The organism is Stutzerimonas stutzeri, assembly GCF_000219605.1.
Classification (GTDB): Bacteria; Pseudomonadota; Gammaproteobacteria; order Pseudomonadales; family Pseudomonadaceae; genus Stutzerimonas; species Stutzerimonas stutzeri.
The window spans coordinates 457,436-482,773 of the sequence record NC_015740.1 but is presented as its reverse complement, the minus strand read 5'-3'; the positions used below and the strand labels follow the sequence as shown (position 1 = coordinate 482,773).

At 66.8% G+C, this 25,338-nt stretch carries 28 protein-coding genes; 11 read left to right on the top strand and 17 right to left on the bottom strand.

The genetic code is table 11. The features are described 5' to 3' along the window. Positions 1 to 5: 5 nt before the first annotated feature. Positions 6 to 1,541 (bottom strand): threonine ammonia-lyase, biosynthetic, encoded by a 1,536-nt coding sequence (gene ilvA / locus PSTAB_RS02175; protein ID WP_080564966.1) that lies wholly within the window; start codon positions 1,539 to 1,541, stop codon positions 6 to 8. Between the two features lie 144 nt (positions 1,542 to 1,685). Here ilvA and rpiA point away from each other — a divergent pair, with 144 nt between their 5' ends. Both rpiA and PSTAB_RS02165 read left to right on the top strand, forming a co-directional pair. Then, positions 1,686 to 2,357, top strand: a complete 672-nt coding sequence (gene rpiA, locus PSTAB_RS02170; protein WP_013981543.1) for a ribose-5-phosphate isomerase RpiA — start codon at positions 1,686 to 1,688, stop codon at positions 2,355 to 2,357. An 81-nt stretch (positions 2,358 to 2,438) separates the two neighbouring features. Further along, entirely contained in the window at positions 2,439 to 2,786 is a 348-nt protein-coding gene (locus PSTAB_RS02165) for a YegP family protein (protein ID WP_013981542.1), read from the top strand. Positions 2,787 to 2,820: 34 nt separating this feature from the next. Here PSTAB_RS02165 and PSTAB_RS02160 read toward each other — a convergent pair whose 3' ends face one another. From PSTAB_RS02160 to PSTAB_RS02145, 4 genes are all read right to left on the bottom strand, one after another. Beyond that, a complete protein-coding gene (locus tag PSTAB_RS02160) occupies positions 2,821 to 3,714 on the bottom strand; it encodes an SdiA-regulated domain-containing protein (protein WP_013981541.1) in 894 nt (297 codons plus the stop codon). A 77-nt stretch (positions 3,715 to 3,791) separates the two neighbouring features. Continuing rightward, a complete protein-coding gene (locus tag PSTAB_RS02155; protein WP_013981540.1) occupies positions 3,792 to 4,694 on the bottom strand; it encodes an SdiA-regulated domain-containing protein in 903 nt (300 codons plus the stop codon). A gap of 95 nt (positions 4,695 to 4,789) precedes the next feature. Beyond that, positions 4,790 to 5,455 (bottom strand): fumarylacetoacetate hydrolase family protein, encoded by a 666-nt coding sequence (locus tag PSTAB_RS02150; RefSeq protein ID WP_013981539.1) that lies wholly within the window; start codon positions 5,453 to 5,455, stop codon positions 4,790 to 4,792. 27 nt (positions 5,456 to 5,482) lie between these two features. Beyond that, entirely contained in the window at positions 5,483 to 6,877 is a 1,395-nt protein-coding gene (locus tag PSTAB_RS02145) for an FAD-binding oxidoreductase (RefSeq protein ID WP_013981538.1), read from the bottom strand. 199 nt (positions 6,878 to 7,076) lie between these two features. On the opposite strand from PSTAB_RS02145, the gene serA reads away from it, so the two are divergent. Next, positions 7,077 to 8,306, top strand: a complete 1,230-nt coding sequence (serA, locus tag PSTAB_RS02140; RefSeq protein ID WP_020306786.1) for a phosphoglycerate dehydrogenase — start codon at positions 7,077 to 7,079, stop codon at positions 8,304 to 8,306. An 82-nt stretch (positions 8,307 to 8,388) separates the two neighbouring features. Here serA and PSTAB_RS02135 read toward each other — a convergent pair whose 3' ends face one another. The 4 genes from PSTAB_RS02135 to PSTAB_RS02120 form a co-directional block, all read right to left on the bottom strand. Further along, positions 8,389 to 8,685 carry a hypothetical protein gene (locus PSTAB_RS02135; RefSeq protein ID WP_013981536.1) on the bottom strand — a complete coding sequence of 99 codons (297 nt, stop codon included), beginning with the start codon at positions 8,683 to 8,685 and terminating at the stop codon, positions 8,389 to 8,391. A gap of 150 nt (positions 8,686 to 8,835) precedes the next feature. Continuing rightward, positions 8,836 to 9,225 carry a hypothetical protein gene (locus PSTAB_RS02130; protein ID WP_041771624.1) on the bottom strand — a complete coding sequence of 130 codons (390 nt, stop codon included), beginning with the start codon at positions 9,223 to 9,225 and terminating at the stop codon, positions 8,836 to 8,838. Positions 9,226 to 9,347: 122 nt separating this feature from the next. After that, positions 9,348 to 10,418 (bottom strand): AI-2E family transporter, encoded by a 1,071-nt coding sequence (locus PSTAB_RS02125; RefSeq protein WP_013981534.1) that lies wholly within the window; start codon positions 10,416 to 10,418, stop codon positions 9,348 to 9,350. Between the two features lie 70 nt (positions 10,419 to 10,488). Next, entirely contained in the window at positions 10,489 to 12,201 is a 1,713-nt protein-coding gene (locus PSTAB_RS02120) for an OPT/YSL family transporter (protein ID WP_013981533.1), read from the bottom strand. 262 nt (positions 12,202 to 12,463) lie between these two features. On the opposite strand from PSTAB_RS02120, the gene PSTAB_RS02115 reads away from it, so the two are divergent. The 8 genes from PSTAB_RS02115 (at position 12,464) to PSTAB_RS02080 (ending at position 18,494) form a co-directional block, all read left to right on the top strand. After that, positions 12,464 to 13,048: a helix-turn-helix transcriptional regulator gene (locus tag PSTAB_RS02115; protein ID WP_013981532.1), complete on the top strand. Its 585-nt coding sequence runs from the start codon at positions 12,464 to 12,466 to the stop codon at positions 13,046 to 13,048. 195 nt (positions 13,049 to 13,243) lie between these two features. Continuing rightward, entirely contained in the window at positions 13,244 to 13,735 is a 492-nt protein-coding gene (locus PSTAB_RS02110; protein ID WP_013981531.1) for a curli production assembly protein CsgB, read from the top strand. Between the two features lie 17 nt (positions 13,736 to 13,752). Then, positions 13,753 to 14,634 (top strand): hypothetical protein, encoded by an 882-nt coding sequence (locus tag PSTAB_RS02105; RefSeq protein WP_013981530.1) that lies wholly within the window; start codon positions 13,753 to 13,755, stop codon positions 14,632 to 14,634. A 44-nt stretch (positions 14,635 to 14,678) separates the two neighbouring features. After that, positions 14,679 to 15,089, top strand: a complete 411-nt coding sequence (locus PSTAB_RS02100; protein ID WP_013981529.1) for a hypothetical protein — start codon at positions 14,679 to 14,681, stop codon at positions 15,087 to 15,089. A 133-nt stretch (positions 15,090 to 15,222) separates the two neighbouring features. Beyond that, a complete protein-coding gene (locus PSTAB_RS02095; protein ID WP_013981528.1) occupies positions 15,223 to 15,828 on the top strand; it encodes an outer membrane beta-barrel protein in 606 nt (201 codons plus the stop codon). A 74-nt stretch (positions 15,829 to 15,902) separates the two neighbouring features. After that, positions 15,903 to 16,580, top strand: coding sequence for a response regulator (locus tag PSTAB_RS02090; protein ID WP_011911625.1), 678 nt, complete (start codon positions 15,903 to 15,905; stop codon positions 16,578 to 16,580). Beyond that, positions 16,577 to 17,974 (top strand): ATP-binding protein, encoded by a 1,398-nt coding sequence (locus PSTAB_RS02085; RefSeq protein WP_013981527.1) that lies wholly within the window; start codon positions 16,577 to 16,579, stop codon positions 17,972 to 17,974. The genes PSTAB_RS02090 and PSTAB_RS02085 overlap by 4 nt, the downstream gene beginning before the upstream one ends. A gap of 76 nt (positions 17,975 to 18,050) precedes the next feature. Continuing rightward, positions 18,051 to 18,494 carry a ketosteroid isomerase-related protein gene (locus PSTAB_RS02080; protein ID WP_013981526.1) on the top strand — a complete coding sequence of 148 codons (444 nt, stop codon included), beginning with the start codon at positions 18,051 to 18,053 and terminating at the stop codon, positions 18,492 to 18,494. Here PSTAB_RS02080 and PSTAB_RS02075 read toward each other — a convergent pair whose 3' ends face one another. From PSTAB_RS02075 to PSTAB_RS02040, 8 genes are read right to left on the bottom strand one after another with little or no spacing between them, the layout of a single operon-like run. Continuing rightward, positions 18,495 to 20,144, bottom strand: coding sequence for a complex I subunit 5 family protein (locus tag PSTAB_RS02075; RefSeq protein ID WP_013981525.1), 1,650 nt, complete (start codon positions 20,142 to 20,144; stop codon positions 18,495 to 18,497). After that, the gene (locus tag PSTAB_RS02070; RefSeq protein WP_011911620.1) at positions 20,141 to 21,637 is read right to left on the bottom strand and encodes a complex I subunit 5 family protein; all 1,497 of its coding nucleotides are present in this window, start codon (positions 21,635 to 21,637) and stop codon (positions 20,141 to 20,143) included. The genes PSTAB_RS02075 and PSTAB_RS02070 overlap by 4 nt, the downstream gene beginning before the upstream one ends. Continuing rightward, complete coding sequence (locus tag PSTAB_RS02065; protein WP_011911619.1) at positions 21,634 to 23,058, bottom strand: complex I subunit 5 family protein; 1,425 nt, start codon at positions 23,056 to 23,058, stop codon at positions 21,634 to 21,636. Before PSTAB_RS02065 ends, PSTAB_RS02070 begins: the two co-directional genes overlap by 4 nt. After that, entirely contained in the window at positions 23,055 to 23,336 is a 282-nt protein-coding gene (locus PSTAB_RS02060) for an NADH-quinone oxidoreductase subunit K (protein WP_013981524.1), read from the bottom strand. Before PSTAB_RS02060 ends, PSTAB_RS02065 begins: the two co-directional genes overlap by 4 nt. Then, positions 23,333 to 24,241 (bottom strand): MnhB domain-containing protein, encoded by a 909-nt coding sequence (locus PSTAB_RS02055; RefSeq protein ID WP_041771623.1) that lies wholly within the window; start codon positions 24,239 to 24,241, stop codon positions 23,333 to 23,335. The genes PSTAB_RS02060 and PSTAB_RS02055 overlap by 4 nt, the downstream gene beginning before the upstream one ends. After that, positions 24,234 to 24,542, bottom strand: coding sequence for a cation:proton antiporter (locus tag PSTAB_RS02050; RefSeq protein WP_013981522.1), 309 nt, complete (start codon positions 24,540 to 24,542; stop codon positions 24,234 to 24,236). The genes PSTAB_RS02055 and PSTAB_RS02050 overlap by 8 nt, the downstream gene beginning before the upstream one ends. Then, on the bottom strand, positions 24,535 to 24,786 hold the full coding sequence (locus PSTAB_RS02045; protein ID WP_013981521.1) for an MrpF/PhaF family protein: 252 nt from the start codon (positions 24,784 to 24,786) through the stop codon (positions 24,535 to 24,537). Before PSTAB_RS02045 ends, PSTAB_RS02050 begins: the two co-directional genes overlap by 8 nt. Then, positions 24,786 to 25,289: a Na+/H+ antiporter subunit E gene (locus PSTAB_RS02040; protein WP_013981520.1), complete on the bottom strand. Its 504-nt coding sequence runs from the start codon at positions 25,287 to 25,289 to the stop codon at positions 24,786 to 24,788. Before PSTAB_RS02040 ends, PSTAB_RS02045 begins: the two co-directional genes overlap by 1 nt. Positions 25,290 to 25,338 lie beyond the last annotated feature (49 nt).

Genomic DNA, 25,338 nt, shown 5'->3' with positions numbered 1-25,338 from the left:
TGCGCTCAGCCGAGAAACAGCTTGTAGGCGGGGTTGTCGCTTTCATCCCAGTAGCGGTAGCCGATCTTGTCCAGCGCCGCGGGTACCAGGTGGCGCTCCTCGGCCGGCACCTGCAGGCCGGCGACCACCCGGCCATCAGCCGCGCCGTGGTTGCGGTAGTGGAACATCGAGATGTTCCAGCGCCCGCCCAGCTTGTTGAGGAAGTTGAACAGCGCGCCGGGCCGTTCCGGGAATTCGAAGCGCAGCACCATCTCGTCGCTGACCCCGGCCGCGTGCCCACCGACCATGTGTCGGGTGTGCAGCTTGGCCAGTTCGTTGTCGGTCAGATCGAGCACCGGGAAGCCCTTGTCACGCAGGCCCTGCACCAGCGCCGCGCGCGGGTCGTTTTCCGGATGGGTCTGCACGCCGACGAAAATGTGCGCCTCGCGGTCGGTGTGGTAGCGGTAATTGAATTCGGTGATCTGGCGCTTGCCGATCGCCTCGCAAAAGGCCTTGAAGCTGCCGGGCTGCTCGGGAATGGTGACGGCGATGATCGCCTCGCGCTTCTCGCCCAGTTCGGCGCGCTCGGCGACATGGCGCAGGCGGTCGAAATTGACGTTGGCGCCCGAGTCGATGCCCACCAGCACCTGACCGCTGACGCCGTCGCGCTCGACGTACTTCTTGATCCCTGCCACGGCCAGGGCACCGGCCGGCTCGGTGATCGAGCGGGTGTCGTCGTAGATGTCCTTGATCGCCGCGCAGATCTCGTCGGTGCTGACGGTGATCACCTCATCGACGTAGTGCTTGCAGACATCGAAGGTGTGCTGGCCGATCTGCGCCACGGCCACGCCGTCGGCGAACAGCCCGACCTGCTCGAGCACCACCCGCTCACCGGCCGCCATGGCTGCCTGCAGGCAGTTGGAGTCGTCCGGCTCGACGCCGATCACGCGGGTCTGCGGATAGAGGTATTTCACGTAGGCGGCGATTCCCGCCACCAGCCCGCCACCGCCCACCGGAACGAAGATCGCATCGATCGGCCCCTGATGCTGACGGAGGATTTCCATCGCCACGGTGCCCTGCCCGGCGATCACGTCGGGATCGTCATAGGGATGGATATAGACGTAGCCCTTCTCCTCCACCAGCTTCAGTGAATAGGCCAGAGCCTCGGGGAAAGCATCGCCATGCAGGACCACCTTGCCGCCACGGGCACGCACGCCCTGGACCTTCAGCTCCGGGGTGGTGCGCGGCATGACGATGGTGGCCTTGATCCCCAGTTGCTTGGCCGCCAGCGCCACACCCTGGGCGTGATTGCCGGCCGATGCGGTAACCACGCCCCGTGCCAGCTCCTCGGGCGAAAGCTGCGCCAGCTTGTTGTAGGCACCGCGAACCTTGAAGGAAAACACCGGCTGCAGATCCTCGCGTTTGAGCAGAATCTGGTTGCCGATTCGCTCGGACAGCTGGCGGGCGGGTTGCAGCGGGGTTTCGATGGCGACGTCGTAGACGCGCGAAGTGAGGATCTTCTTGACGTAATGTTCGAGCATTCTGGCTATCTTGGCGGGCATTGCGGGGAACGCCGAGTCTACCCCCGCGAGCGCCCCGGCTACCACCGGCAATCCGCGAAGGCCTCGGCATTGCCGCAGCACACGAGACCGGTCGCCGGCGCGGGGCTATAATCCGTGCTTCGTCTTTCCCGCCCGGATTCCCCCATGACCCAGGACCAGCTCAAGCAGGCCGTCGCGCAGGCCGCTGTCGACCATATCCTTCCCAAGCTCAACGATCGCAGCATCGTCGGCGTCGGCACCGGCTCCACCGCCAACTTCTTCATCGACCTGCTGGCCAAGCACAAGGGCTTCTTCGACGGTGCCGTGGCCAGCTCCGAAGCCACCGCCGAACGTCTCAAGCAGCACGGCATTCCGGTCTACGACCTGAACTCGGTAAGCGAGCTGGAGTTCTACGTGGATGGCGCCGACGAGGCGAACAAGCACCTGGAGCTGATCAAGGGCGGCGGCGCGGCACTCACCCGCGAAAAGATCGTCGCGGCGGTGGCCAAGACCTTCATCTGCATCGCCGATGGCAGCAAGCTGGTCGAGCAGCTGGGCGCCTTTCCGCTGCCGGTGGAAGTCATCCCGATGGCGCGCAGCCATGTGGCGCGCGAGCTGGTCAAGCTCGGCGGCGACCCGGTCTACCGCGACGGCGTGGTCACCGACAACGGCAACGTCATCCTCGACGTGCACAACCTGATGATCGGCTTCGCCCCCGAGCTGGAAGGCAAGATCAACAACATCGTCGGCGTGGTCACCAATGGCCTGTTCGCCATGCGCCCGGCCGACCTGCTGCTGCTCGGCACCCAGGACGGCGTGCAGACTCTCAAGCGCTGAGCCTCCCGGCGAAGCGTAACGGCGACTACGCTTTGAAGTGCCGCGCCGAACCCGGCGCGGCCCATCACAGGAGGTGTCGCCATGTCCGGCAAATTCCAGCTGAAGCGCGCCAGTAATGGCCAGTTCCACTTCAACCTGCTGGCCAGCAACGGCCAGGTCGTCTTGTCCAGCGAACAGTACAAGGCCCATGCTTCGGCGCTCAATGGCATCGATTCGGTTCGCAAGAACGCGGTGCGCGAGGGCGCGTTCGAGGTGAAGGAATCGAGCACCGGAAAGTTCTACTTCGTGCTCAAAGCGAGCAATGGTCAGATCGTCGGCCAGAGCCAGATGTACGCCAGCCTGCACAGCGCCGAACAGGGCTGCGACTCGGTTCGACGCCATGCACCGAACGCTGCGCTGCAGGACGAAAGCGCTTCGGCGGTCGGCTGACCTGCCGCTGGACCAGGTGGCCGGCGAGACCTAGTCACCTGGTCTTGCGAAACAGGTAGAACAGGTTCGGCTCGCTGACCAGATAGAGCGTGCCGTCCGGCCCCATGGCAATGCCCTCGGCCTGCGGCACGTCCCGCTCCAACCCGTGCCGGCCCGCGCTCAGCGACAGGCTGCTGAGCGGCTGGCCATCGGCGTCCAGCTCGACCACCAGCCGCGACTCGTCGGAAAGCGCCAGCAAGTGGCCGGTCTGCTCGTCGAACTGCAGGCTGGAAAGGTCGCGCACGAACAGTCGCGCCTGGTGCTCACTGATATGCACCGAGGGCGTCGGTTCGGCAAACGGAAAGCCGGATATCTCGTAGATGCGCACCGGGTTGCGCTCCTTGGCGACGTACAGGCGCTGGCCCGCCGTATCGTAGGCGAGCCCCTCGAAGCCCTTGTTGCCGTTGAGGTCGATCCCCAGCGACAGCTGTTGCGCCTGCTCGGCATCGATGACGCTCGTCTGCTCATTGACCTCGACGCGCAGCAACCGCTGCAGGCGTTCATCGCTGATCACGTAGACGCCTTCGGAGATGTACTCGATGGCCTCCGGATCGCCGAAGCCGACCAGCGGAATGGCGCGCAGCAGATCGCCTTCCAGGCTGAGTTCCAGCCAGTGCGGATCGCCGTTGGTGACGGCGATCAGGCTGTTGCGATCCGGATCGAAGGTCAGCGCAGACAGGTCATCGTCGATACCGGCGACGACCTTGCCCTGGATCGCGACCCGGTAGTCCGGCAGCCACAACGAGGCGCTGCCGCTCTGCTCGCCCTGCTGCCACTGGGTGAAGTGGAACCAGCCGCGCTCGAACAGACGGTAGTGAACGCCGGCCGCCACGGCCAGTAACAGGGCAACGCCGAGCAGCGCAGCCAGAAGGATCTTCAACGCACGCATGACACCCACTTTCTTCTAATTCTGAAATCGCGATTGTGTCGGGCCTGGCTTACACCAGGCTTAACGGGCGCAACGTCTCAGCGCTTGCGGCTGAACACGTAGAAGCGGTTCGGCTCGCCTACCACATAGATGTTGCCTTCGCCGTCCATGGCGACGCCCTCCGCCTGCTCGATGCCCTGCACCAGGCCATTCAGACCACCGAACAAGGCGATGAAGCTGCGTGGCTTGCCTTGCAGGTCCAGCTCCACCAGCAGCCGGGACTCGTCCGAGAGCAGCAGCGTATGACCGCTGCGCGGATCAATCGTCACCGATGACAGGTCGCGCACCAGCAGCGGCTGGCTGGGCAATGCCTTCAGCGCGCCGACGGCACCGTCCTCGCCGGGGAATGGCAGCTCGAACAGCCCCTGCGGGTCGCGTTCCTTGGCCAGCAGCAGGCGTTGCGTATGCGGATTCCACGCCAGCCCCTCGAAGCCCTTGTTGCCGGCCTCGGCGAACCCGAGGTCATAGCTGGCGAGGTCGTCCAGCTCCAGGCTTTCCACGCCCGGCTCCAGGCGGAATACCGCGACCAGCCGGCGGCGCTCGTCGACGATCGCCAGGCGGCCATCATCCAGCGCCTCCACCGCTTCCGGATCGGAGAAGCCGGTCAGTGCGATGCGCCGCAATACGACACCGGCCGGGGTGAACTCGATCAGCTGCGGATGTTTGCCGGTAACGGTGAACAGCGTGCCGGTCAGCGGGTTCCAGGTCAGCCCGGAGGTTTCGTCGTCCTCGAGCCCGGCCAGCGTGGTCTCCAGCGCCAGCTCATAGTCTGGCAGCCAGATGCCGGCGGCACGCTGTTCGGCAGTGACCGAGCGCTCGCTCCAGTACAGCCGCAGCTGGTCATCCCAATGCAGCAGCCGACCGGCGATGAGCAGCGCAACGAACAGCAGCAACAGGACGACAGCGACGAGCAGGCGCCAACGGGAATAACGAACGGGCATGAAAAGCGTTCCAGCGGAGGGTGCCGGATTACAACACGAGAACGGTTCGCAAAGAAGCGGCAAACGCGGCGGGTGAATCCCGCCGCGTCGATGGATCAGAGCACGCGGCTCTCGAAGCGGGACAGGCCGACCAGCACCAGCACCAGCTCATCGCCTTGGTTGAGCGGGCCGACACCGGCCGGCGTGCCGGTCAGTACCACGTCACCCGGCTGCAGGCTGAAATGCCCGGCGATGTGCTGCAGCAGCGGCAGGATGGCATTGAGCATCTGGCTGCTGTTGCCGTCCTGGCGGACTTCGCCGTTGATGCTCAGGCGGATGCCGATGTCGCCCAGATCCTCCACCGCGTCGCCCGGCACGAACGGTGCCAGCACGCAGGCGCCGTCGAAGCTCTTGGCGATTTCCCACGGGTGACCCTTTTCCTTGAGCCTGGCCTGCACGTCGCGCAGGGTCAGATCCAGCGCCGGGGCGAAGCCGGAGATGGCATCGCGCACCTCTTCCTCGTTGGGCTTGCGCGACAGCGGCTTGCCGATCAGCACGGCGATTTCCGCTTCGTAATGCACCGCACCACGATCGCTCGGGATGCTGAAGCCGCCTTCCAGCGGCACGGTGCAGCTGCCGGCCTTGATGAACAGCAGCGGCTCGGTGGGCACCGGGTTGTTCAGTTCCTTGGCGTGCTCGGCGTAGTTGCGGCCGATGCAGACCACCTTGCCCAGCGGGTAATGGATCGGCGTGCCGTCGGTGTAGTGGTGCTGGTAGCTCATCGATGACTCCTTGGGTCGGTGGGCGACTCAGGCCGCGAAGATCTTGCCGGGGTTCATGATGCCGTTCGGATCGAACACCGCCTTGACCGCTTTCATGTATTCGATTTCCGCCGGCGAGCGGCTGTACTCGAGGTAGTCACGTTTGGTCATGCCGACGCCGTGTTCGGCAGAGATCGAGCCGTTGTACTTTTGCACGGTCTCGAACACCCATTTGTTCACCGTCGCGCACTTGCCGAAGAACTCGTCCTTGTCCATGGCGTCGGGCTTGAGGATGTTCAGGTGCAGGTTGCCGTCGCCGATATGGCCGAACCAGACGATCTCGAAATCCGGGTAGTGTTCGCCAACGATCGCATCGATTTCCTTGAGGAAGGCCGGCACCTTGCCGACGGTGACCGAGATGTCGTTCTTGTACGGTGTCCAATGACTGATGGTCTCGGAGATGTACTCGCGCAGCTTCCACAGGTTCTGCAGCTGCTGCTCGCTCTGGCTCATCACGCCGTCGAGCACCCAGCCCTGCTCGACGCAATGTTCGAAGGTCGCCAGCGCCTGCTCGGCACGCTCCTCGGTGGTGGCCTCGAATTCCAGCAGCGCGTAGAACGGGCAGTCGGTCTCGAACGGCGCCGGCACGTCACCGCGGCCGAGCACCTTGGCCAGCGCCTTGTCGGAGAAGAATTCGAAGGCGGTCAGGTCCAGCTTGTCCTGGAAGGCGTGCAGCACCGGCATGATCGAATCGAAATCGGGGGTGCCCAGCACCAGCGCGGTGAGGTTGGTCGGCTGACGCTCCAGGCGCATGGTGGCCTCGACAACGAAGCCCAGCGTGCCCTCGGCGCCGATGAACAGCTGGCGCAGGTCGTAGCCGGTGGCGTTCTTGATCAGGTCCTTGTTCAGCTCCAGCAGGTCGCCCTTGCCGGTTACCACCTTCATGCCGGCGACCCAGTTGCGGGTCATGCCGTAGCGGATCACCTTGATGCCACCGGCATTGGTGCCGATGTTGCCGCCGATCTGGCTGGAGCCGGCGGAGGCGAAGTCCACCGGGTAGTACAGGCCCTTGTCCTCGGCGAACTGCTGCAGCTGCGCGGTGACCACGCCGGGCTGGCAGACGGCGGTGCGATCCATCTCGTTGAATTCGATAATCTGGTTCATGTAGTCGAAAGACACCACCACCTCGCCATTGGCCGCTACGGCGGCGGCCGAGAGTCCGGTGCGACCGCCCGACGGCACCAGCGCGACCTTGTGGGCGTTGGCCCAGCGCACGATGGCCTGCACCTGCTCGATGCTCTTGGGGAAGACGATGGCCGACGGCGCGGGAGCGAAATGCTTGGTCCAGTCCTTGCCGTAGGCGTTTAGCGAATCGGCGTCGGTCAGCACTTTGCCGGGCTCGACCAGGGTTTTCAGCTCATCGATCAGGGCGGGGTCGGTCATCACGGGAACTCTCATACGATTCATGGTCACCCTGAGCACGCTTCAGCACAGGGGTGGGGGTGTTTCGAGGGGCTCGTATGCTAGCATACGCACCCCTTTGAAACGTGCCTCGGCAGACTCCCGGCACCGGCATTGCCGGGTCGGCCAGCCTTCGCTGGACACTTCAGTCCTATCCTTCGGCCTTAAGGTTTTAATGCAGATGAGCCAGACCTCTCTCGACAAGAGCAAGATCAAGTTCCTTCTTCTCGAAGGCGTGCACCAGAACGCTGTCGATACCCTGAAGGCGGCCGGCTACACCAACATCGAGTACCTCAAGACCGCGCTGTCCGGCGATGAGCTGAAGGAAAAGATCGCCGACGCCCATTTCATCGGCATCCGCTCGCGTACCCAGCTCACCGAGGAAGTCTTCGACTGCGCCAAGAAGCTGATCGCCGTCGGCTGCTTCTGCATCGGCACCAACCAGGTCGACCTCAATGCCGCCCGCGAGCGCGGCATCGCGGTGTTCAACGCGCCCTATTCCAACACCCGTTCCGTGGCCGAACTGGTGCTGGCCGAAGCCATCCTGCTCCTGCGCGGCATCCCCGAGAAGAACGCTTCCTGCCATCGCGGCGGCTGGATCAAGTCGGCAGCCAACTCCTTCGAGATCCGCGGCAAGAAGCTCGGCATCATCGGCTACGGCTCCATCGGCACGCAGCTGTCGGTACTGGCCGAAGCGCTTGGCATGCAGGTCTTCTTCTATGACGTGGTGACCAAGCTGCCACTGGGCAATGCCACCCAGATCGGCTCGCTGTACGAGCTGCTGGGCATGTGCGACATCGTCTCGCTGCACGTTCCGGAGCTGCCGTCCACCCAGTGGATGATCGGCGAGAAGGAAATCCGCGCCATGAAGAAAGGCGCCATCCTGATCAACGCTGCCCGCGGCACCGTGGTCGAGCTGGATCACCTGGCCGCCGCGATCAAGGACGAGCACCTGATCGGCGCCGCCATCGACGTGTTCCCGGTCGAGCCGAAGTCCAACGACGAGGAATTCGAAAGCCCGCTGCGTGGCCTGGATCGCGTGATCCTGACCCCGCACATCGGTGGTTCCACCGCCGAAGCGCAGGCCAACATCGGCCTGGAAGTCGCCGAGAAGCTGGTCAAGTACAGCGACAACGGCACCTCGGTGTCTTCGGTCAACTTCCCGGAAGTCGCCCTGCCGTCGCACCCGGGCAAGCATCGCCTGCTGCACATCCACCAGAACATTCCGGGCGTGATGAGCGAGATCAACAAGGTCTTCGCCGACAACGGCATCAATATCTGCGGCCAGTTCCTGCAGACCAACGAGAAGGTCGGTTACGTCGTCATCGACGTGGACAAGGAATACTCCGACCTGGCACTGGAAAAGCTGCAGCACGTCAACGGCACCATCCGCAGCCGCGTGCTGTTCTGACGCTGCGAAGCGGTCGAGTGAAAGGGAGGCTTCGGCCTCCCTTTTTCATTCCCGCAGCCTTCGCCAGGCACGCAGCGGCGCGCTAGCTGCGCAGCACGCGCGGGCCGGCCGCGTCCACATCGCTACCGGGCTGCTCGTCCACCGGATCGAGCTGAGGCGGAACATCGGTTTCGATCGGTGACTGGCGCGGTTGCAGCGTCGGCGGCTGATCGAGCTGCTGTTGCTGCCTCGGCTGCTCGGCCGGTTCGTCACGGGGCTCGCTGTTGTCCAGCGGGTGCTGGCGCGCCTTGTCGGGCTGGGTGGGGCCGGTGCCTTCTGCCATCACGCCCGAGGCGAACGCCAGCGAAAGCAGCAGGATGCCGTAGCGCACAAAATTCATCGTCGCACCTCCGATCGTCTCTTGCGCTTTCGGCACATCCGCGCCGCCAAGGTTTCGCCGGCGCCACGGTCTTCGGCCGAGCGGTCACCGGCAGGACGCGAAACGGCCCGGAAGCCAGAGGCTTGCCGGGCCGTCGTGCTGTTCGCGGAATCAGTAAGCGCCGCGCTCGCCGCCCTCGCCGCCGGTACCAGTGGTACCCGGCGCACCGGTGGCGCCATCCGCGCCGGTATCGGCACCGGTGCCCTGGTCACTGCCGGTAGTGGTGGCCGGACGATCTGCCGAACCCGGCATATCGGTCGTGCCTGTGCCTGTGCCCGTACCGGTTCCGCTGTCCATGCCGCCGGTGCCGGTACCGGTACCGGTGCCAGTGCCAGTGCCAGTGCCAGTGCCAGTGCCAGTGCCAGTGCCACCCATGGTGCCCTGCTCATGGGTCCCGTGATCCATGGAGTCGTGAGTGCCGGTGCCGGTGTTGTCCGCCGCGAACGCCGCGCCAGAAAGCAGACCCGCCAGGGTGAATGCCGCGATCTTGTGCATGTTCATGATGCGTCTCCTGCCATTTTTTCAGGGGGTACACAGGTTCCGGCAGCAGGGCTGGCCAGGGGTTTCCTCGCCAGCCTTTACAAAACATGACGTGCCCGCCAGGCGGCGGCACAGAGCGGCCGCTACGACGAACCGTCGGTCACCTGCTCGCGATCACCGAGCAGATCCTCCACGTACAGCATGCGCACCAGCACCATGCCGAGCGCCGCCAGCGGTGTGGCCAGCAGCAGACCGAGGGTGCCGGCGAGCAAGCCGAACAGCAGCTGAACGCCGATGGTCAGCGCCGGAGGGATCGAAACGATGCGTTGCTGCATGAACGGCGTGAAGACGTAGCTCTCCAGCGCCTGGACGAACAGGTAGAGCCCGGCGACATAGAGCACCGTGCGCCCACCCTCCAGCGAAGCCAGCAACAGCGCGGGAATCACGGCCAGTACGGGGCCGATGTTGGGGATGAACGACAGCAATCCGGCGATCAGCCCGAGCACCAGCGCGAGCTCGATGCCCAGCAGCCAGAGGCCGAGGGTGGTCAGCACGCCGATCAGCAGCATCTCCAGCAGCTTGGCCAGCAACCAGGCGCGCAGCGTCGCGCCACTCTCGTCGAGCACCTCGGCGGCACGCGGGCGATAGCCCTGCGGCACCAGCTTGAGCAACCCGCTGCGGTAGATCCGCGGGTCGATCGCCAGGCAGATGCCAATGGCGAAGGCGATGACGAAACTGCTCAGCGCGCCCGCCACCGAGCCCATCACCTTGGTCACCACGCTGAAGGTGCTGGAACCCTCCGGCAACGAATCCGCCAGCCGATCGCTCTGCTGCAGCAGCTCGTTGGCCCAGGGCAGTTGCTCGGCACGCTCACGCAGCCGCTCGACCGCCTCCGGCAGCGAATCGGACAGCGCGTCGGCCTGCTCGGCGATGCTCGGCGCCACCAGCCAGCCCCCGCCGCCCAGGCCCAGCAGCAGGACCACGAAGAATGCGGCCATCGAAGCCTTGTAGGGCAACGGGCTGTGCCTGCTCAGCCAGCAGCTCACGCCGTGGATCAACACGCCGAACAGGATGGACGCGAACAGCAGCAAGAGAAAGTCGAAGGCCAGCCAGGCGACGATGCACAGCAGCACCACAGCGGCCAGGACGGCCGCCTGCACCATGGCGCGGTTGGCGACCTGCTTGTTGTCGTCCGGCGATGTTGGCTTGGTCATGCCTCTCCCCCAGATGAGTACAAGGGGTACGACCGACCACGCGGCGCTTTAATTCAGGCGTTTCGCTAAATCAGCGCAGCAATTGCCAGAGCGATGCACCGACGCCCGCCATGCTTTCGCCGGCCACCAGCCCCGCGGCGGCGACGATCACGAAACGCTCGCCGAGACTGCGCCAGCGCGAGGTGAAGGCCCAGGCGAGCACGGCGCCGAAGGTCATCAGCAGCGAGATCGAAGCGGGAATGATGAACGCCAGGCCGAGCGCTGCCGAACTTGGCAGCCAGCGCAACTGCGCCCCCGGCAACAGACCTTCCAGCGCACCCAGCAGGACCCCGCAGAGCGCGCCGACCAGCATCGCCCAGCGCACATCGACCGCCAGCGCACCCAACCCGCCGGTCAGCGCTTCGGCCACCGCTTTCCAGGTCGCCACCGCCGGCGCCGGCCACTCGGGGGTGATCAGCATCGCCTGCGGGTCCGGGATCAGCAGCTGATAGGCCAGCACACCCACCACACTGCCGAGCAGGATACCGGCGCATTGCGCCACCGCCTGGCGCGCCGGCGTGGCACCGATGGCGTGCCCGACCTTGAAATCATTGAGCAGGTCGGTGCACTGCCCGGCCGCGCCGCCGGCGGTGTTGGCGCTCATCAGGTTGACCGGCACCTGCCCGGGTGCGAACACGCCGAAGCCAAGCTGCGACAGCTGCCCGATTGCGCCAATCGGTGGAATCCCGGTAGCGCCGACCACTCGCGCGGCGACCATCGCCAGCAGCAGCGCCAGCGGGATCGAAAGCAAGGCCAGCGCCGGGGCGATGCCGAACAGGCTGATCTGCAGCGCCACCACCAGCGTGATCGCCAGCGCCAGGCCTGCTGCCGGCCAGCCCTGTGGACGCCACCGGCGTGACCCGCGCCGTGTCGCCGTGCGCGAACGCAGCAGGCGCAGCCCCAGCGAGGTCAGCGTGGCGCAGACCATCAGGCTGCCCCCGGGCCACAGCAGCCACTCGATCAGCGTGGCGAACTGCGGCCCCGTGGCAGCGGCTGGCAGGCGCACCAGACCCTCGGCGAGCAGCCAGGGCGCCAGCCCCCCCCACGCCAGCAGTGCGCCGAGCAGCAACGACAAGCCGACGCGCAGGCCGACGATGCCACCGAAGCCCACCAGCAGCAGCGACGGCTCGAAGGTGAAGGTCAGTCGCTCGAGCTGCGCCGAGGGTGCCCAGCGCGGCAGGCTCCAGAAGAAGGTATCGATCAGTTTGGTGCCGGCGGCGAGCAGCGCAGCACTGCCGAGCACCCACAACCGGCGCCCGGCTTCGGCACCCTGGCTGTAGATCTGCTGCAGGGTGGCCAGCGTCGCCATGCCTTCGGGAAAGCGCAGCCCGGAGCCGGCGATCAGCCCCGGGCGCAGATACCAGGCCACCCAGATGCCGAGAAAGCTCACCGAGAACACCCAGGCCATCAGCGCCAGGCTGTCCAGCTGCTGACCGGTGAGCAGCGTGTAGGCGGGAATCGGCGCCACCAGCCCGCCGGAGATGATCGAGGCACAGGACGAGGCGGTTGTCTGGTTGATGTTGCTCTCCAGCAACGACCAGCGCGGGCGCCCGAATGCCCTGGCGACTCCCTGCCAGAAGGCGAAGCCGACCAGCAGCGCAATGATCGACATATTGAACGACCAGCCGATCTTGAGGCCCGAGTAGACATTCGACGGCGCCAGCAGCGCACCCAGCAACAACCCGGTCGCCAGAGCGCGTGCGCTGAGTTCGCGAGGTGAAACGGCAGCAGAGGTTTGGCTCATGCAGCTACCTTAGCAGCCGTTCCGTGCAAAAACGCGCGGCCTTACCGGCGGCTCGCCCGTCTCTGGGCCAGGTTGCGCACCTGCTGGCCGGATAGTGCCCGTTCGCCATCTCTGGGCTGAACTTCGCTGCAAGGTGCTGGTCGTTTAGTAGCTTTTTAAACGATTACGCCCGACTGACTAGGTACCGAACATGGACGCGGATCTTACGCGGGGCAACACATCCCCAACCGTCACGCTATTAACCGGCAACGAACTGCTTGGCTTGTTCTTCCGCCACTTCCTCGGCGAGCAGGCCCAGGTCGAAGTCTCCCTCGCCGGCCTGGAACCGCCGGCGCAGCATGATGCCGACCTGTTTCTGGTGGACGCCGGCCACAGCGAGGCCGAACAGATTTCCAGCCTGATCGACCAACTGGACGACCACACCCCGGTGGCACTGGTGAACATCGTCCCGGAACAGGCCGAACAGCTGGTGGAGAAACACCCGGTCATCCGCGGGGTGTTCTACAGCCACGCCACCCGCGAACACCTGCTCGAAGGCATTCGCGTCTTGCTCAAGGGCGGCGATTGGCTGCCGCGGGTGCTCACCGAGCGACTACTGGGCCAGTGGCGGCGCATGCGCCAGCTGGCGGAAAGCAAGACCAGCCTGACGCTGCGCGAGCGGGAAATCCTCAGCCTTGCCGGCAAGGGCCTGTCCAACGCCGAGATCGCCGAGCAGCTGTGCCTCAGCCCGCACACGATCAAGAGTCATATCCACAACCTGCTGCGCAAGATCGGCGCCTCCAACCGCGCCGAGGCGGCCTACCTGCTGCGCAGCCACCTGGACTGGGACAAGTCCTGCAGCGTCTGAGCGCGGGCCGCCCCGGCAGCGCACGCCGAGCAGGCGGCACTGCCGGGGCGCGCTCGAGCTGACTGGACCCCCATGGCACCGCCGGGATTAATCCATGGACCGCCTTATTCAGGCGGTCTTTTACATCATCCGATGGATATCCAAGGTTGCGCGCGGCGTTCAAGAATCGCCTCCACTGTCATCCGGTATCTACCAATGACCCTTTGCTCTCCGCCCCGCGCCGCACTGCTGCTGGCCCTGATCCTCAGCCTGATCGGCTCCCCGCTGCTCGCTGCCGACCTGATGGACAACGGCGACCTCGCGCCGGGCGGCATCCCGCTCGGCGCCGCACCGTCCCGACTGACACAGGCGGCAGGTGCGCAGCAGGCCTATCTGCAGCAGCTGGGTCAGGGCAACCTGGCCGAACTGCGGCAGAACGGTCAGGCGCTCAGCGCCCAGGTGCTGCAACAAGGCAGCGACCAGGAAGCCTTTATCCTGCAGCACGGGGAAGACCTGCTGGCCGTCATCGAACAGGTCGGCCACGGCAATTACGCCGAGATCCGCCAGACCGGCAGCGACAACCAGGCCAGCATCAGCCAGTACGGCGCCTACAACGACGCGCGTATCGAACAGGTCGGCGACGGCCTGCGCAGCACCGTCACGCAATATGGCTACGGCCAGCAGATCAATATCGTGCAGGGCCGCTAGAGGCCATGGAGAATCGCATGTTGAAACCCGCAGCAATCGCTACCTTGCTCGCCTTCGGCGCCACCCAGGTCATGGCGCAGAACAGCACCGAGCTGGAGCAGACGGGTACCGGCAATGTCGCCGTGCTCCAGCAGATCGGCCTGGTGCAATCCAGCGACATCGCCGTCAGCCAGGAGGGCGACTTCAACGACGCCAGTGTCACCCAGGTTGGCGAAAGCCATTTCAACGTCGCCAATCTGCAGCAGACCGGCAACCTCAACGTCGCCACCCTGGAGCAGACCTGGCGAGCCAACACCCTGACCGCCAGCAGCACCGGCGACGGCAACCAGCTCAGCGGCAGCCAGACCGGCTTCGCCGTGGCCGAGATCACCCAGCGCGGTGACAACAACTCGCTCAGCTTCAGCCAGCAGACCTACTACGAAGGTTCGCGGCTGAGCGTCAGCCAGGACGGCGTGAGCAACCAGGCCGAGATCGCGCAGGGTGACGGCAATCGCCTGGCGCTCGTGCAGGATGGCAACTACAACGACGCCGACATCCACCAAGGCGACTACCACAACGAACTGAGCTTCACCCAGAGCGGTGACGACAACCGCCTGACCGTCGACCAGAACGGCTATGGCGGCGTCATCAGCGGCTCGTCCACCGGCAACCGCAACAGCGTGGACATCGATCAGCGTTTTGCTTCGAACCGTGCATCGGTGACCCAGAACGGCGACGACAACCTGGCTAGCATCGAGCAGGGCAATTGGGGCCATCAGGCCACCATCACGCAGCTGGGCAGCGCCAACGAGGCGATGATTCGCCAGGGCTTCCCGGCGAACGACAACACGCGCCTGCCGGGCGTCGCGACGATTCATCAGAGCGGCACCGGCAACAGCGCCACCATCATCCAGCAGTAGCACCATCATCCAAGGCCACGGACCGGCTCGCAGGAACCACAAGGATGCTCGTCATGACCCTCGCCCCCTGGCTGCTGGCGGCCGCCGCCGCCGCGACAACCGACGCCCCGGTGCAGGTCCGCCTCGACCTGCAGCCCGCCGCCGCCGAGCAACGACTGACGCTCTCGCTATGCTTCAAGGGCAGCGGCCAGCAGGTCCGCTACCGTCTCAAGGTCCGCTCCAGTGGCACCGCCGGCACGGGCCAGACCACCCAGAGCGGCAGCCTGACTGCCGGCGAAAGCGAACAGTGCCCGCTGCGCAACCGGCTCGGCATCGCCGCCGATACCGCCGTGGAGGCCGAACTGCAGTGGTGGATCGATGATCAGGAGCAGCCGCCGCTGCTCGAGCGCTATCCGCCGCGCGGCGGCGACAGCGACGAAGAGCCCGATCCGGACCAGCCGCAACAGCTGGCCTGAAGGTCGCGACCGACCAATGGCAGCCCATGGGGCATCCGTTCAGCGCAGGTTCAGGCAAGGTTCAGTCTGGGTTCAGTGATACCCGTTCAGGCTAGGGGCCGTCAGTATCCCGCTGCCTGAAAAGGAGTCACCGATGAAAAAACTCAGCACCCTGGCCATCGCCACCACCTTCGGCATCTTCAGCCTCGGCACCCATGCCGCCGAGAACTTCGCCGGTTTCACCTGGGGCGAAAGCACCGTCAATACCGACCGTTCCAGCTCGCTGAAGCAGAACATGGACGGCAAGAACCGCTTCGATGACGTGATCAAGAACAGCGGCACCTGGGGCGTGCGCGCCGGTCAGATGACCGACGAAGGCCGCTACTACATGACCTACGAGAACGTTTCGGACGACTACGGCAGCAGCCTCAAGCTGCGTCAGCAGAACCTGATCGGCAGCTACGACATGTTCGTCCCGCTGGGCGACACCACCCGCCTGTTCGGCGGTGCCAGCGCCGGTCTGACCAAGCTGGAGAACGAGTCCAAGGGCTACAGCCGTGACACCGACATCGGCTACCTGGTCGGCCTGCAGGCCGGTATCCTGCAGAAGCTCGGCGACAACACCTCGGTGGAAGCCGGTTACCGCTACCTGCGCAGCAACGCCGGTACCGAGGTCTCCGAGCGCGGGGTCGGCAAGCTGGGCTCGATCGACGTGCACAGCAGCAAGCAGGCCTACCTGGGTCTGAACTATCACTTCTGATGGCGTTTCGCTGACAGAATGTCGAACGACGGCCGGGACGAACCCGGCCGTTTTTTGCACTGGGAGCACAAAACATGAAAGTGCTGGTGGTGGAAGACGAGGCGCTGCTGCGTCACCACTTGCAGACGCGGCTCGGTGAAAGCGGGCATATCGTCGATGCCGTGCCCAATGCCGAAGAAGCGCTGTATCAGACCCATGAATTCAATCATGACCTTGCCGTCATCGACCTCGGCCTGCCGGGCATCAGCGGGCTGGATCTGATCCGCCAGCTGCGCAGCCGCGGCAAGACCTTTCCGATCCTGATCCTCACGGCCCGCGGCAACTGGCAGGACAAGGTGGAGGGGCTGGCGGCCGGCGCCGATGACTATGTGGTCAAGCCGTTCCAGTTCGAGGAACTGGAAGCCCGGCTGAACGCCCTGCTGCGCCGTTCCAGCGGCTTCACCCAGGCCACCATCGAAGCCGGCCCGCTGCTGCTGGACCTCAACCGCAAACAGGCCACGGCCAACGGCGAGCCGCTGGCGCTGACCGCCTACGAATACCGCATCCTCGAATACCTGATGCGTCATCAGCAGCAGGTGGTGGCCAAGGAGCGGCTGATGGAACAGCTCTACAGCGGCGACGAGGAGCGCGATCCAAACGTGATCGAGGTGCTGGTCGGACGGCTACGTCGCAAGCTCGAGGCGCAGTGCGCGATGAAACCCATCGAAACCGTACGCGGCCTCGGCTATCTGTTCACCGAGCGCTGCCGATGAGCCGACGCTGGCGCCGGCTGCAGGCGCGCGTGCGAACCCGCCTGACCGGCGCCATGTCGCTGCGCCTGCGGCTGATGCTCGGCGCCGCGAGCCTGGCCGCGCTGTTCATGCTGGCACTGCTGCCCGCACTGCAGGGCGCCTTCAGCCTGACCTTCGAGAAGGTCATCGAACAGCGCCTGGCGGCCGATGCCAGCACCCTGATCACCGCCGCCCAGGTCGAAGGCGGCCGGCTGCAGATGCCCGAGCGGCTGCCGGACGAGGAGTTCGACCTGCCGGATGCACAGCTGCTCGGCTTCATCTACGACCGCCGCGGCGAGCTGATCTGGCATTCCCGCTCGGCTGCCGACGAGCGCATCGACTACCGTCCGCGCTATGAGGGCGGCGCCACCGAATTCCTGCGGGTGCGCGATGCCGATGGCGTGGAGTACTTCGTCTACGACGTAGAACTGCACCTGGCCGGCAGCCGCGACAACGCCTTCAGCTTCGTCACCATGCAGCCGACCAGCGAGTACCTCAGCCTGTTCGAGGAATTTCGCCGGCAGCTCTATCTCTGGCTGGGCAGCGGTCTGCTGGTGCTGCTGGCGCTGCTCTGGCTAGGCCTGACCTGGGGCTTTCGCACGCTCAAGCGGGTCAGCGCCGAACTCGACCAGGTCGAAGCCGGGCAGCGCGAGCGTCTGAGCGACGACCACCCGCGCGAACTGCTGCGCCTGACCCGTTCGCTGAACCGCCTGCTGGACAGCGAACGTCGCCAGCGCGAGCAGTACCGCAACTCCCTGGGCGATCTGGCGCACAGCCTGAAAACCCCGCTCAGCGTGCTGCAGGGCGTCGGCGAGACGCTCTCGGCGCAGAGCCAAAGCCGCGAGCAGGCGCAGGTGATGCAGGCGCAGATCGAGCGCATGAGCCAGCAGATCGGCTATCAGCTGCAGCGTGCCAGCCTCGGCAAGAGCGGCCTGGTGCGCCACCGGGTCGAACTGCGACCGTTGCTCGACAGCCTGTGCAGCACGCTGGACAAGGTCTATCGCGACAAGCGCGTGCAGATCGACGTGCAGCTGGTCGAGCCCTGTGTCGTACCGATGGAACAGGGCGCGCTGATGGAGCTGCTCGGCAACCTGCTGGAAAACGCCTACCGGCTGTGCCTTGGGCAGATCCGCATCAGCGCCCGCACGCATGACGGCGACCTGCTGCTGGGCATCGAGGACGACGGCCCCGGCGTGCCGGTGGACCAGCGCGCACGGATTATCCGTCGCGGCGAACGCCTCGACGCCCAGCATCCCGGCCAGGGCATCGGCCTGGCCGTGGTCAAGGACATCCTCGACAGCTACGGCGGCGAACTCAGCCTGGGCGAGTCGCCCCTTGGCGGCGCGGCTTTCCAGGTACGGCTGCGCGCCGACTGAACGAACGGCACTCCCGTTGCGTCCCGGCCGCTGCTAGAGTTCGCTACCGAGCCACCTGCAGCCTCATGGAACGCGCATGTCACTGGATGACCGCAAGAAACTCGTCCGTCAGCACATCGACCTGACCTGGAACCGCGGGCACCTGGCGCTCGCCGAGCATCTGCACAGCAAGGATTTTCTCTACAAGAGCTCCTTTATCGGCCGGCCGCTGGTCAGTGCCGAGTTTCTCGACATGGTCCGGCAGATCCGTCACGCCATGCCGGAGCTGGAAGTGGTGGTCGAAGAATGCATCGCCGAAGGCAACCGGGTGGTCACCTGGAGCACGCTGATCGGCACCATCGAGCATGCGGCGTTCGGCTACCCGCCCAGCGACAAGGTGCTGAGCATCTCCGCCATGGCGTTCTGGACCATCACCCCGACGCAGCAGGTGCAGGAGATCTGCACCATGTTCGACATGGAAAGCTTCCGCGCCCAGCTGGGCCTGGATACCCGCCCCTACGCCGACAAGGCGTTGCCCTGATCACCACCACCAGCCCAGCCAGAGCAACAGCACCAGCAGCCAGGCGCTGAGGGTCAGCGCGCCGCCTTCCCAGCGGCGATTCCAGCGCCGTTCACGCTGTCGCCAGCGGCTCCCATCGAGGCGGACCGACGGCTCGGGCAATGGCGGCTGCCGCAGCAGCCGGGTCAGCGCCAGCGAAGCCGACAGTGCCGGATTCGGCAGCCGGGCCAGGCGCGCCGGCACACGCCAGTGGCGCTGCCAGGCCAGCCCCGCCAGCACGACGGCCAGCAGCAATGGCCACAGCGCTGCCCACAGGCCGGCCGGATACAACCCCGCCAGCAACGGCTCGCGCAGGGCCGACCACAGCCAAGGCAGCGCCACCGACGCCAGGCTGAGCAGCGCCCAGGGCAGCCATTGCCCGGCCGCCGGTGGTGCGCTGGCATGCTGCTGGTCGCGCCACATCAGCCAGAGCGCGCGCAACAGCAACAGCGCGGTGGCGAAGCTGGCCAGCGTCAGCCAGGGCGTCCAGGCGGCGAAAAGGCTGTCGTGCAGGGCGTCCTTGAACAGGTATTTCACCGCCGCCCCGCTGGTCAGCGGCGCCCCCATGATCGCCAGCGCCGGCAGGACCAGCAGCAGCCAGCCCGGGCGTGGCAGGCGCCCCTCGTGCACCATCCCGGCGGCCAGGAACAGCGCACCCTTGGCCAACCCGTGATGTACGCCGAACAGCACCAGCAGCGTGAGCAGCGCGGGGGACGGCGCCTCGAGGCTCCAGGCCAGCGCCAGGACCATCAGCAGCCAGCCCATCTGGCTCACCGACGACCAGGCCAGCACGGCCTTGGACTTGCCGGCACAGAGTCCCAGCGCCGCGGCATAGAGCGCACCGAACAGGCCGATCAGGAGCAACGGCATGCTCCAGGCGGTCAGCGTCGGGTCGGTCTCCGGCACGCAGCGCCAGATGCCGAGGATGCCGGCCTTGAGCATCGCCCCGGAGAGCACTGCGCTGGCCGGCGCCGGCGCCTCGGGGTGGGCCAGCGGCAGCCAGACGTGCAGCGGCCAGAAGCCGGCCTTCAGGCCGAGGCCGAGCAGCAGCAGGGCCAGGGTCAGATGATCGATCGGTTGCGCCTGCCAGCTGGCGAAGTCGAAGGCCTGGTCGGCGGCTTGGGTGCGCAACAGCAGCCCGGCGAGCAGCAGCATTTCGCCGCAGATCGCCAGTTGCAGGTACAGCCGCCCCGCCCGCCGTGGCCCCGGCCCACCGCGATGGACGATCAGCCCGTAGGCGGACAGGCTCATGGCACTGAAGCCGAGGTAGAAACTCAGCGCATCGGTGGCGATGATCAGCAGCAGATTGCCGGCCACGGCCAGCTGCCAGAACATCCAGAAGCGCAATCGCCCCGCCCCGTTGCCCAGGCTGCTGCTGGCGAAGATCGCCGCGCAGGTCCAGAGCACGGCGGAAAACCCCAGCCAGGCGCGCGTCAGGACATCGTCCGCGCCCCAGCGCACCCCCTCCCACAGCCAGGGCAGCTCCAGCGCCACCGGCGGTTGCAGCGCGGCCAGCAGCGCCGGCAGGCCGCTCAGCCACAGCCATGGCAGGGCGCGTTCGCGCAGCCATGGCAGCAGCGCCGCACCCAGCAGCGGAGCGAAGGGCACCAGCAGCCAGAGCCAGGCGCTCATATGGCGAACTCCCGCTCGACGATCAACTGGCTCCAGCCCAGCGGGCTGAGCGCCGTGGCGGCCAGCAACCCGACCAGCAGCGACAGCAGCGCGGTGAGCAGGGGCGGTAGCAGCAGCATCCAGTGAGTCTCGAAGCGCTCGCCGGCCCATCGGTCCTCGTGCCAGTCGGCCGGCTCGGCGAACCAGCCGCGCCACAGCAGCGGCAGGAAGTACGCGGCGTTGAGCAGCGCCGAGCCGAGCAGCACCAGCAGCACCCAGTCCTGTCCGACCTCCAGCGCGCCGAGGCCCAGCGTCCATTTGCTGATGAAGCCGGCGATTGGCGGAATGCCGATCATGCCCAGCGCACCGATGGAGAACGCCGCCATGGTCCAGGGCATGCGTCGGCCAACGCCATCCATCTCGCGGATGCGGTGAATCCCCAGGGTTTCGGCGAAGTTGCCCGCACAATAGAACAGCGTCACCTTCATCAACCCCTGATGCACCAGATGCACCAGGCCGCCCACGGCGGCGATCGGTCCGAGCAGCGCGACGCCGAGGGTCACGTAGGACACCTGGCTGATGGTCGAGTAGGCCAGGCGCTTCTTCAGCTCCTGCTGCTGCAAGGCGCGCAGCGAGCCGTAGAGGATGGTGGCCGCGGCCAGCCAGAGCAGCGGCCTGGTGAGATCCAGCCGGGTCAGCGCTTCGGCACCAAAGACGTCATAGACCACCCGCACGATACCGAACGCCCCCGCCTTCACCACCGCTACCGCATGCAGCAGCGCGCTGACCGGCGCCGGCGCGACCATCGCCTGCGGCAGCCAGCCATGCAGCGGGATCAGCGCGGCCTTCACCCCAAGCCCGAGAATCAGCAGGACGAAGGCCACCTGCAGCGGCACCTCGTGCTCGTCGACCTGCTCCAGCAGATAGCCGGCGGCCTGGAAATCCGGCGTGCCGGCCAGGCTATGCAGCAGCCCCACACCCATCAGCACCAGCGTGCCGCCGCCCACCGTATAGGCCAGGTAGACGCGCCCGGCGGTCAGCGACTCCGGCGTGCCGCGGTGCACCACCAGCGGGAACGTGGCCAGGGTCAGCAGCTCGTAGAACAGCAGAAAGCTGACCAGGTTGCCCGCCAGCGCCAGGCCCACGGTGGCGCTGACGCACAGGCTGAAATAGCCGAAGAAGCGCGAGCGCAGCGGCGAGTTTTCCAGGTAGCCGATGGCGTAGATGGTGGTGGCCGCCCAGAGCAGCGAGGACAGCGCGACGAACAGCAGTGACAACGCATCGGCCTGCAGCACCAGCGGTGCGCCTGGCAGCAGCGGCACACTGAAACGATACTCGCTGCCCTGGCTGACGCCGTAGAGCATGCCGCCGACCAGCAGCAGCTTGAGCGTCACGCCGAGCAGGTTGAGCGTGACCCGCAGGCGCTGCTGGTCCTCGCGCAGGGCGAAGATCACCAGGCCCGGCAGTAGCGAGCTGAGTACGATGCCGAGCGGCAGCAGGCCGTGCCAGTTCATCGTCCGAGCCCTCCGAGCCAGAGCAGCAGCGGCTCGCTGATCAGCGCCAGGCCCCAGACCAGCAACGCCGGCAGCAGCGCCAGCCACTGCGCCAGGCGATCGGGATGGATGCTCGGCGGATTCGGCCGCGCGCGATCGAAGCCATGGGCCACCACACGGAATACGTAGGCGGCCGACATCAGCGTGCCGAACAGCACGCCCAGCGCCCACGGCCAGTGCTGCGGCTGTTCGAACAGCGGCTGCAGCAGCAACCATTTGGCCAGAAAGCCGCCGCTGGGCGGCAGGCCCACCAGGCTGCCGCCGGCCACGGCGAACGCGGCCAGCGCGATCGGCACGTTCTGACTGGCGCCCTTCATGCCCTTGACCCGCTTGCTGCCGAGAATGGTCTGCAACTCGCCGGCGGCGAGAAACATCGACACCTTGGCCAGCCCATGGGCCAGCACGAACAGCCACAGCGCCGCATGCAGCCGCGGCTCGGGCAGATGCAACAGCAGGCCGAGGGCCAGCAGCGCATAGCCCAGCTGGGCAACCGTGGAATAGGCCACCAGCGTCTTCAGCCGCGGCGCGCGCAGCGCCGACCAGCCACCGGCGACCAGCGCCAGCACCCCGGCAGTGCCGAACAGCAGGCCGGCGTCGCGGCCGAATTCAGCCGGGGCAATCTCGCTCCAGATCAGCCAGAGGATGTACAGCGGCCCCTTGACCACCAGCGCCGAAAGCAGCGCGCTGACCGCTGTCGGCGCCGCGGCGTGGGCCGGCGGCAACCACAGGTGCAACGGCCAGAGCGCGGCCTTGAGCATCAGCCCCACGCTCATCAGCAGCAACGCCAGATGGGTCGCGCCGTCGGCCTCGCTCAGGCGCGCCAGCAGGGCCAGATCGAGCAGCCCGTAGCGCCCGTAGAGCAGCGCCACACCGAGCAGGTAGGCCAGCGAGCCGGCCAGCGACAGCAGCAGATAGTTCAGCGCCGGCTTCCAGGCTTTACGCCCGGCCAGCGACACCAGCGCCACGGCCACCAGACTGAGCAGTTCCAGGGTCACGTAGAGGTTGAACAGATCGGCCGACAGCCACAGCGCCGCCAGCGCCGCATGCAGCAGGCAGGACAGCGGCCAGTAGTCCGCCTTGCCGGTGGCATGGGCGATGCGCGCGGCATACAGCGCCACCAGCAGGTGCAGCCCGGCGGTGAACACCAGCAACAGCGCGGCCAGAGGCGTCAGGCGGAAACGAATCGCCAGCCCGGCCTCCCAGCCACCGATGAACAGGCTGCGTTCGCCATGATCGAGCACCACCTGCAGCGCCATGATCGCCGCCAGCAGCGCGCCGAGGCTCAGCGCGATCACCCAGCGCCCGCCGCGGGCCGGGCGCAGCAGGATCAGCAACAGGCCGCCGCCCAGGGGCAGCAGCAGGCTGGCCAGCGCGGCGTTCATCGCTCGTGCTCCTTCGCTGCGGCCAGCGCACTGCTCAGCCGCAGCGCCAGCGCGGTGGCACTCACCGCCACCACCAGCCCGGTGACCACCAGCGCCACCAGCAGCGGGTCGCTCGGGTCATGACGCGCCGCCAGAGCAATCATCACCAGGAACACACCACTGCCCATCAGGTTGATCGCGATGATCCGCCGCAGGGCATGACGCAGCGTCAGCAGACCATGCAGGCCGAGCAGCCAGAGGGCGAAACCGATGGCGATCCAGAACAGCGTGGCGTTCATCGCTCGGTCTCCGTTTCGTCGCCGATCACCAGCAGGCTGAGGCTGGCGGCGATGGACAGCGTTGCCGCGGCTTCGATGACGAGAATCAGCGGCTTGGCCCAGCCGGATGGATACTGCAACCAGCCCGCACCGAACCAGGCGCAGGCCGCCGCCACCGCGACGAACAGCAACAGGCCGACCAGCACCAGCAGCCGCAGCGGCCATTGGCTCCAGCGCAGCACCGGCAACGCGCCGGCCAGGCGCAGCAGGACGATGCCGGAGGCGAGCAAGGCGCCGGCCTGGAAGGCGCCACCCGGTGAGGCCGCGCCGCGCCAGAGCACATAGCCGCCCGCCAGCACCAGCAACGGTGCCAGGGTGCGGCCCCAGGCCTGCAGCAGAGGCCAGGGCTCGCTCAGCTGCATGCGTAGCGGACCGAGCTGGCGCGCGCCGAGCAGCGCCAGCAGCAGCACCGCCAGCTCCAGCAGGGTGTCCCAGGCGCGGAAGTTGAGCAGCACGGCGGTCACCGGATGGTCGACGCCGCTCTGCGCCATGGCCGCATCGATCTGCATCGGCACCCGCGAGGTCTGTTCGGCCAGCGGCGCGAGCTGCGGCAACAGGACGATCAGCAACGGCAGCAGTACCAGCACCGCAGCCAGGCGGCGCCGGCCGGACAGACGAGGTTCGCTGCCTGCCAATGGCTGCCGGGCCAGCGCGGCGAACAGCAGCACACCGGTCAGGCCGGCCCCGATGGCGGCCTCGGCCAGGGCCAGGTCGGCAGCGCCCAGGCGCGCCCATACCAGCGCCAGAACCAGGCCGAACGAGACGAACAGCAGCACGCCGGCATACAGCTGGCGCACGTGCAGGGCGCCGCCGGCCAGGCCGAGCAGCAGCAGGCCGAGCACACCGTCCAGCAGCCAGTCAGTCATCATCACGCTCCCCGGCCGCGCCCTGATCTTCGCGCTGACGTGCCAGCAGCTGGCAGGCGGTGGCGCCGGAGGCCAGCACCAGCAGCCAGATCAGCAGCATTTGCGCGACTTCCAGCAGGCTGCCGGCGCGCAGCGCGAGCCCGGCCACCACGAGGCCAAAACCGAGGGTGTCAGCCTTGGTCAGCGCGTGCAGCCGGCTCAGGGTGTCGGGAAAGCGCAGCAGGCCGATGCTGCCCGCGGCGAAGAACAGCAGGCCGCCGGCCAGCAGCAGCCAGCTGAGCGCGGCGAGCAGCTCATTCATGGCGGCTCCGGCGCAGCAGCTGGACCAGCGCGGCGCTCACCATCGCCGCCAGCAGCGCCAGCACCAGCGCGGCGTCGCGCAGCGCCGGGGCCCCCTGCCACTGCGCCAGTACCAGCAGCAGTGCGGTGCCGGAAGTACCGAAAAGCTGCACGACCAGCAGCCGATCGACCCGCCCCGGTCCCCGCAGCACGCGCCACAGGCCGATGATCAGGGTCAGCAGCAGCAACGCCGCGTACAGGGCCATCAGCGTCGCTCCAGGCCGCCCAGCAGCCGCTCGAGCCGCCGTTCGAGTTCGGCGACCGTGGGTTGCCAGGCCAGGCGCTCGTCGAGCACATGGACCTGCATATGATCGCCTTCGATGCGCGAGGACAGCGTGCCGGGCAGCAGCCCGACCAGCGCCGACAGCAGCAGACGTACCCGTGGCGAGCGGCTGGTGAGCGGATACGGGTGCCATGCCGGCTGCAGCTGGCAGCGCGGCTGCAAGGCACGGCGCGCCACATCCCAGCCGCCGAGCAGCATGTGCCTGAGGAAGAACGTGAGAAACCCTGGCAACGCGCCAAGGCGCATGGCCGGCGGGCGCAGGCCCAGCCACAGGCTCAGGGCAACCGCCAGCGCCACCGTCGGCACGCCCAGCAGCCAGCCCTGGCCAGCGGCGAACAGTGCCCACAGCGCGGTATAGATCAGTGACCAGAAGAGCGCGTCGGTGGCTCCGCGACGCAGTGTGGCCTGAGTCATCACATCCTCCATGGCAGTCCGATCTTTGTAACCAGTCGAGGCCAAGAGTTCGCCGCTGTCC

Bases quoted from the DNA above. Each gene is read 5' to 3' on its own strand.
- PSTAB_RS02045 (WP_013981521.1), bottom strand. From the start codon at position 24,786: ATGGCCCTGTACGCGGCGTTGCTGCTGCTGACCCTGATCATCGGCCTG.
- PSTAB_RS02165 (WP_013981542.1), top strand. From the start codon at position 2,439: ATGTCCGGCAAATTCCAGCTGAAGCGCGCCAGTAATGGCCAGTTCCAC.
- PSTAB_RS02105 (WP_013981530.1), top strand. From the start codon at position 13,753: ATGTTGAAACCCGCAGCAATCGCTACCTTGCTCGCCTTCGGCGCCACC.
- PSTAB_RS02090 (WP_011911625.1), top strand. From the start codon at position 15,903: ATGAAAGTGCTGGTGGTGGAAGACGAGGCGCTGCTGCGTCACCACTTG.
- PSTAB_RS02080 (WP_013981526.1), top strand. From the start codon at position 18,051: ATGTCACTGGATGACCGCAAGAAACTCGTCCGTCAGCACATCGACCTG.
- PSTAB_RS02100 (WP_013981529.1), top strand. From the start codon at position 14,679: ATGCTCGTCATGACCCTCGCCCCCTGGCTGCTGGCGGCCGCCGCCGCC.
- PSTAB_RS02110 (WP_013981531.1), top strand. From the start codon at position 13,244: ATGACCCTTTGCTCTCCGCCCCGCGCCGCACTGCTGCTGGCCCTGATC.
- PSTAB_RS02050 (WP_013981522.1), bottom strand. From the start codon at position 24,542: ATGAATGAGCTGCTCGCCGCGCTCAGCTGGCTGCTGCTGGCCGGCGGC.
- PSTAB_RS02125 (WP_013981534.1), bottom strand. From the start codon at position 10,418: ATGACCAAGCCAACATCGCCGGACGACAACAAGCAGGTCGCCAACCGC.
- ilvA (WP_080564966.1), bottom strand. From the start codon at position 1,541: ATGCCCGCCAAGATAGCCAGAATGCTCGAACATTACGTCAAGAAGATC.
- PSTAB_RS02145 (WP_013981538.1), bottom strand. From the start codon at position 6,877: ATGACCGACCCCGCCCTGATCGATGAGCTGAAAACCCTGGTCGAGCCC.
- PSTAB_RS02065 (WP_011911619.1), bottom strand. From the start codon at position 23,058: ATGAACGCCGCGCTGGCCAGCCTGCTGCTGCCCCTGGGCGGCGGCCTG.
- PSTAB_RS02150 (WP_013981539.1), bottom strand. From the start codon at position 5,455: ATGAGCTACCAGCACCACTACACCGACGGCACGCCGATCCATTACCCG.
- PSTAB_RS02055 (WP_041771623.1), bottom strand. From the start codon at position 24,241: ATGACTGACTGGCTGCTGGACGGTGTGCTCGGCCTGCTGCTGCTCGGC.
- PSTAB_RS02135 (WP_013981536.1), bottom strand. From the start codon at position 8,685: ATGAATTTTGTGCGCTACGGCATCCTGCTGCTTTCGCTGGCGTTCGCC.
- PSTAB_RS02060 (WP_013981524.1), bottom strand. From the start codon at position 23,336: ATGAACGCCACGCTGTTCTGGATCGCCATCGGTTTCGCCCTCTGGCTG.
- PSTAB_RS02070 (WP_011911620.1), bottom strand. From the start codon at position 21,637: ATGAACTGGCACGGCCTGCTGCCGCTCGGCATCGTACTCAGCTCGCTA.
- serA (WP_020306786.1), top strand. From the start codon at position 7,077: ATGAGCCAGACCTCTCTCGACAAGAGCAAGATCAAGTTCCTTCTTCTC.
- PSTAB_RS02130 (WP_041771624.1), bottom strand. From the start codon at position 9,225: ATGAACATGCACAAGATCGCGGCATTCACCCTGGCGGGTCTGCTTTCT.
- PSTAB_RS02160 (WP_013981541.1), bottom strand. From the start codon at position 3,714: ATGCGTGCGTTGAAGATCCTTCTGGCTGCGCTGCTCGGCGTTGCCCTG.
- PSTAB_RS02085 (WP_013981527.1), top strand. From the start codon at position 16,577: ATGAGCCGACGCTGGCGCCGGCTGCAGGCGCGCGTGCGAACCCGCCTG.
- PSTAB_RS02120 (WP_013981533.1), bottom strand. From the start codon at position 12,201: ATGAGCCAAACCTCTGCTGCCGTTTCACCTCGCGAACTCAGCGCACGC.
- rpiA (WP_013981543.1), top strand. From the start codon at position 1,686: ATGACCCAGGACCAGCTCAAGCAGGCCGTCGCGCAGGCCGCTGTCGAC.
- PSTAB_RS02075 (WP_013981525.1), bottom strand. From the start codon at position 20,144: ATGAGCGCCTGGCTCTGGCTGCTGGTGCCCTTCGCTCCGCTGCTGGGT.
- PSTAB_RS02095 (WP_013981528.1), top strand. From the start codon at position 15,223: ATGAAAAAACTCAGCACCCTGGCCATCGCCACCACCTTCGGCATCTTC.
- PSTAB_RS02040 (WP_013981520.1), bottom strand. From the start codon at position 25,289: ATGGAGGATGTGATGACTCAGGCCACACTGCGTCGCGGAGCCACCGAC.
- PSTAB_RS02155 (WP_013981540.1), bottom strand. From the start codon at position 4,694: ATGCCCGTTCGTTATTCCCGTTGGCGCCTGCTCGTCGCTGTCGTCCTG.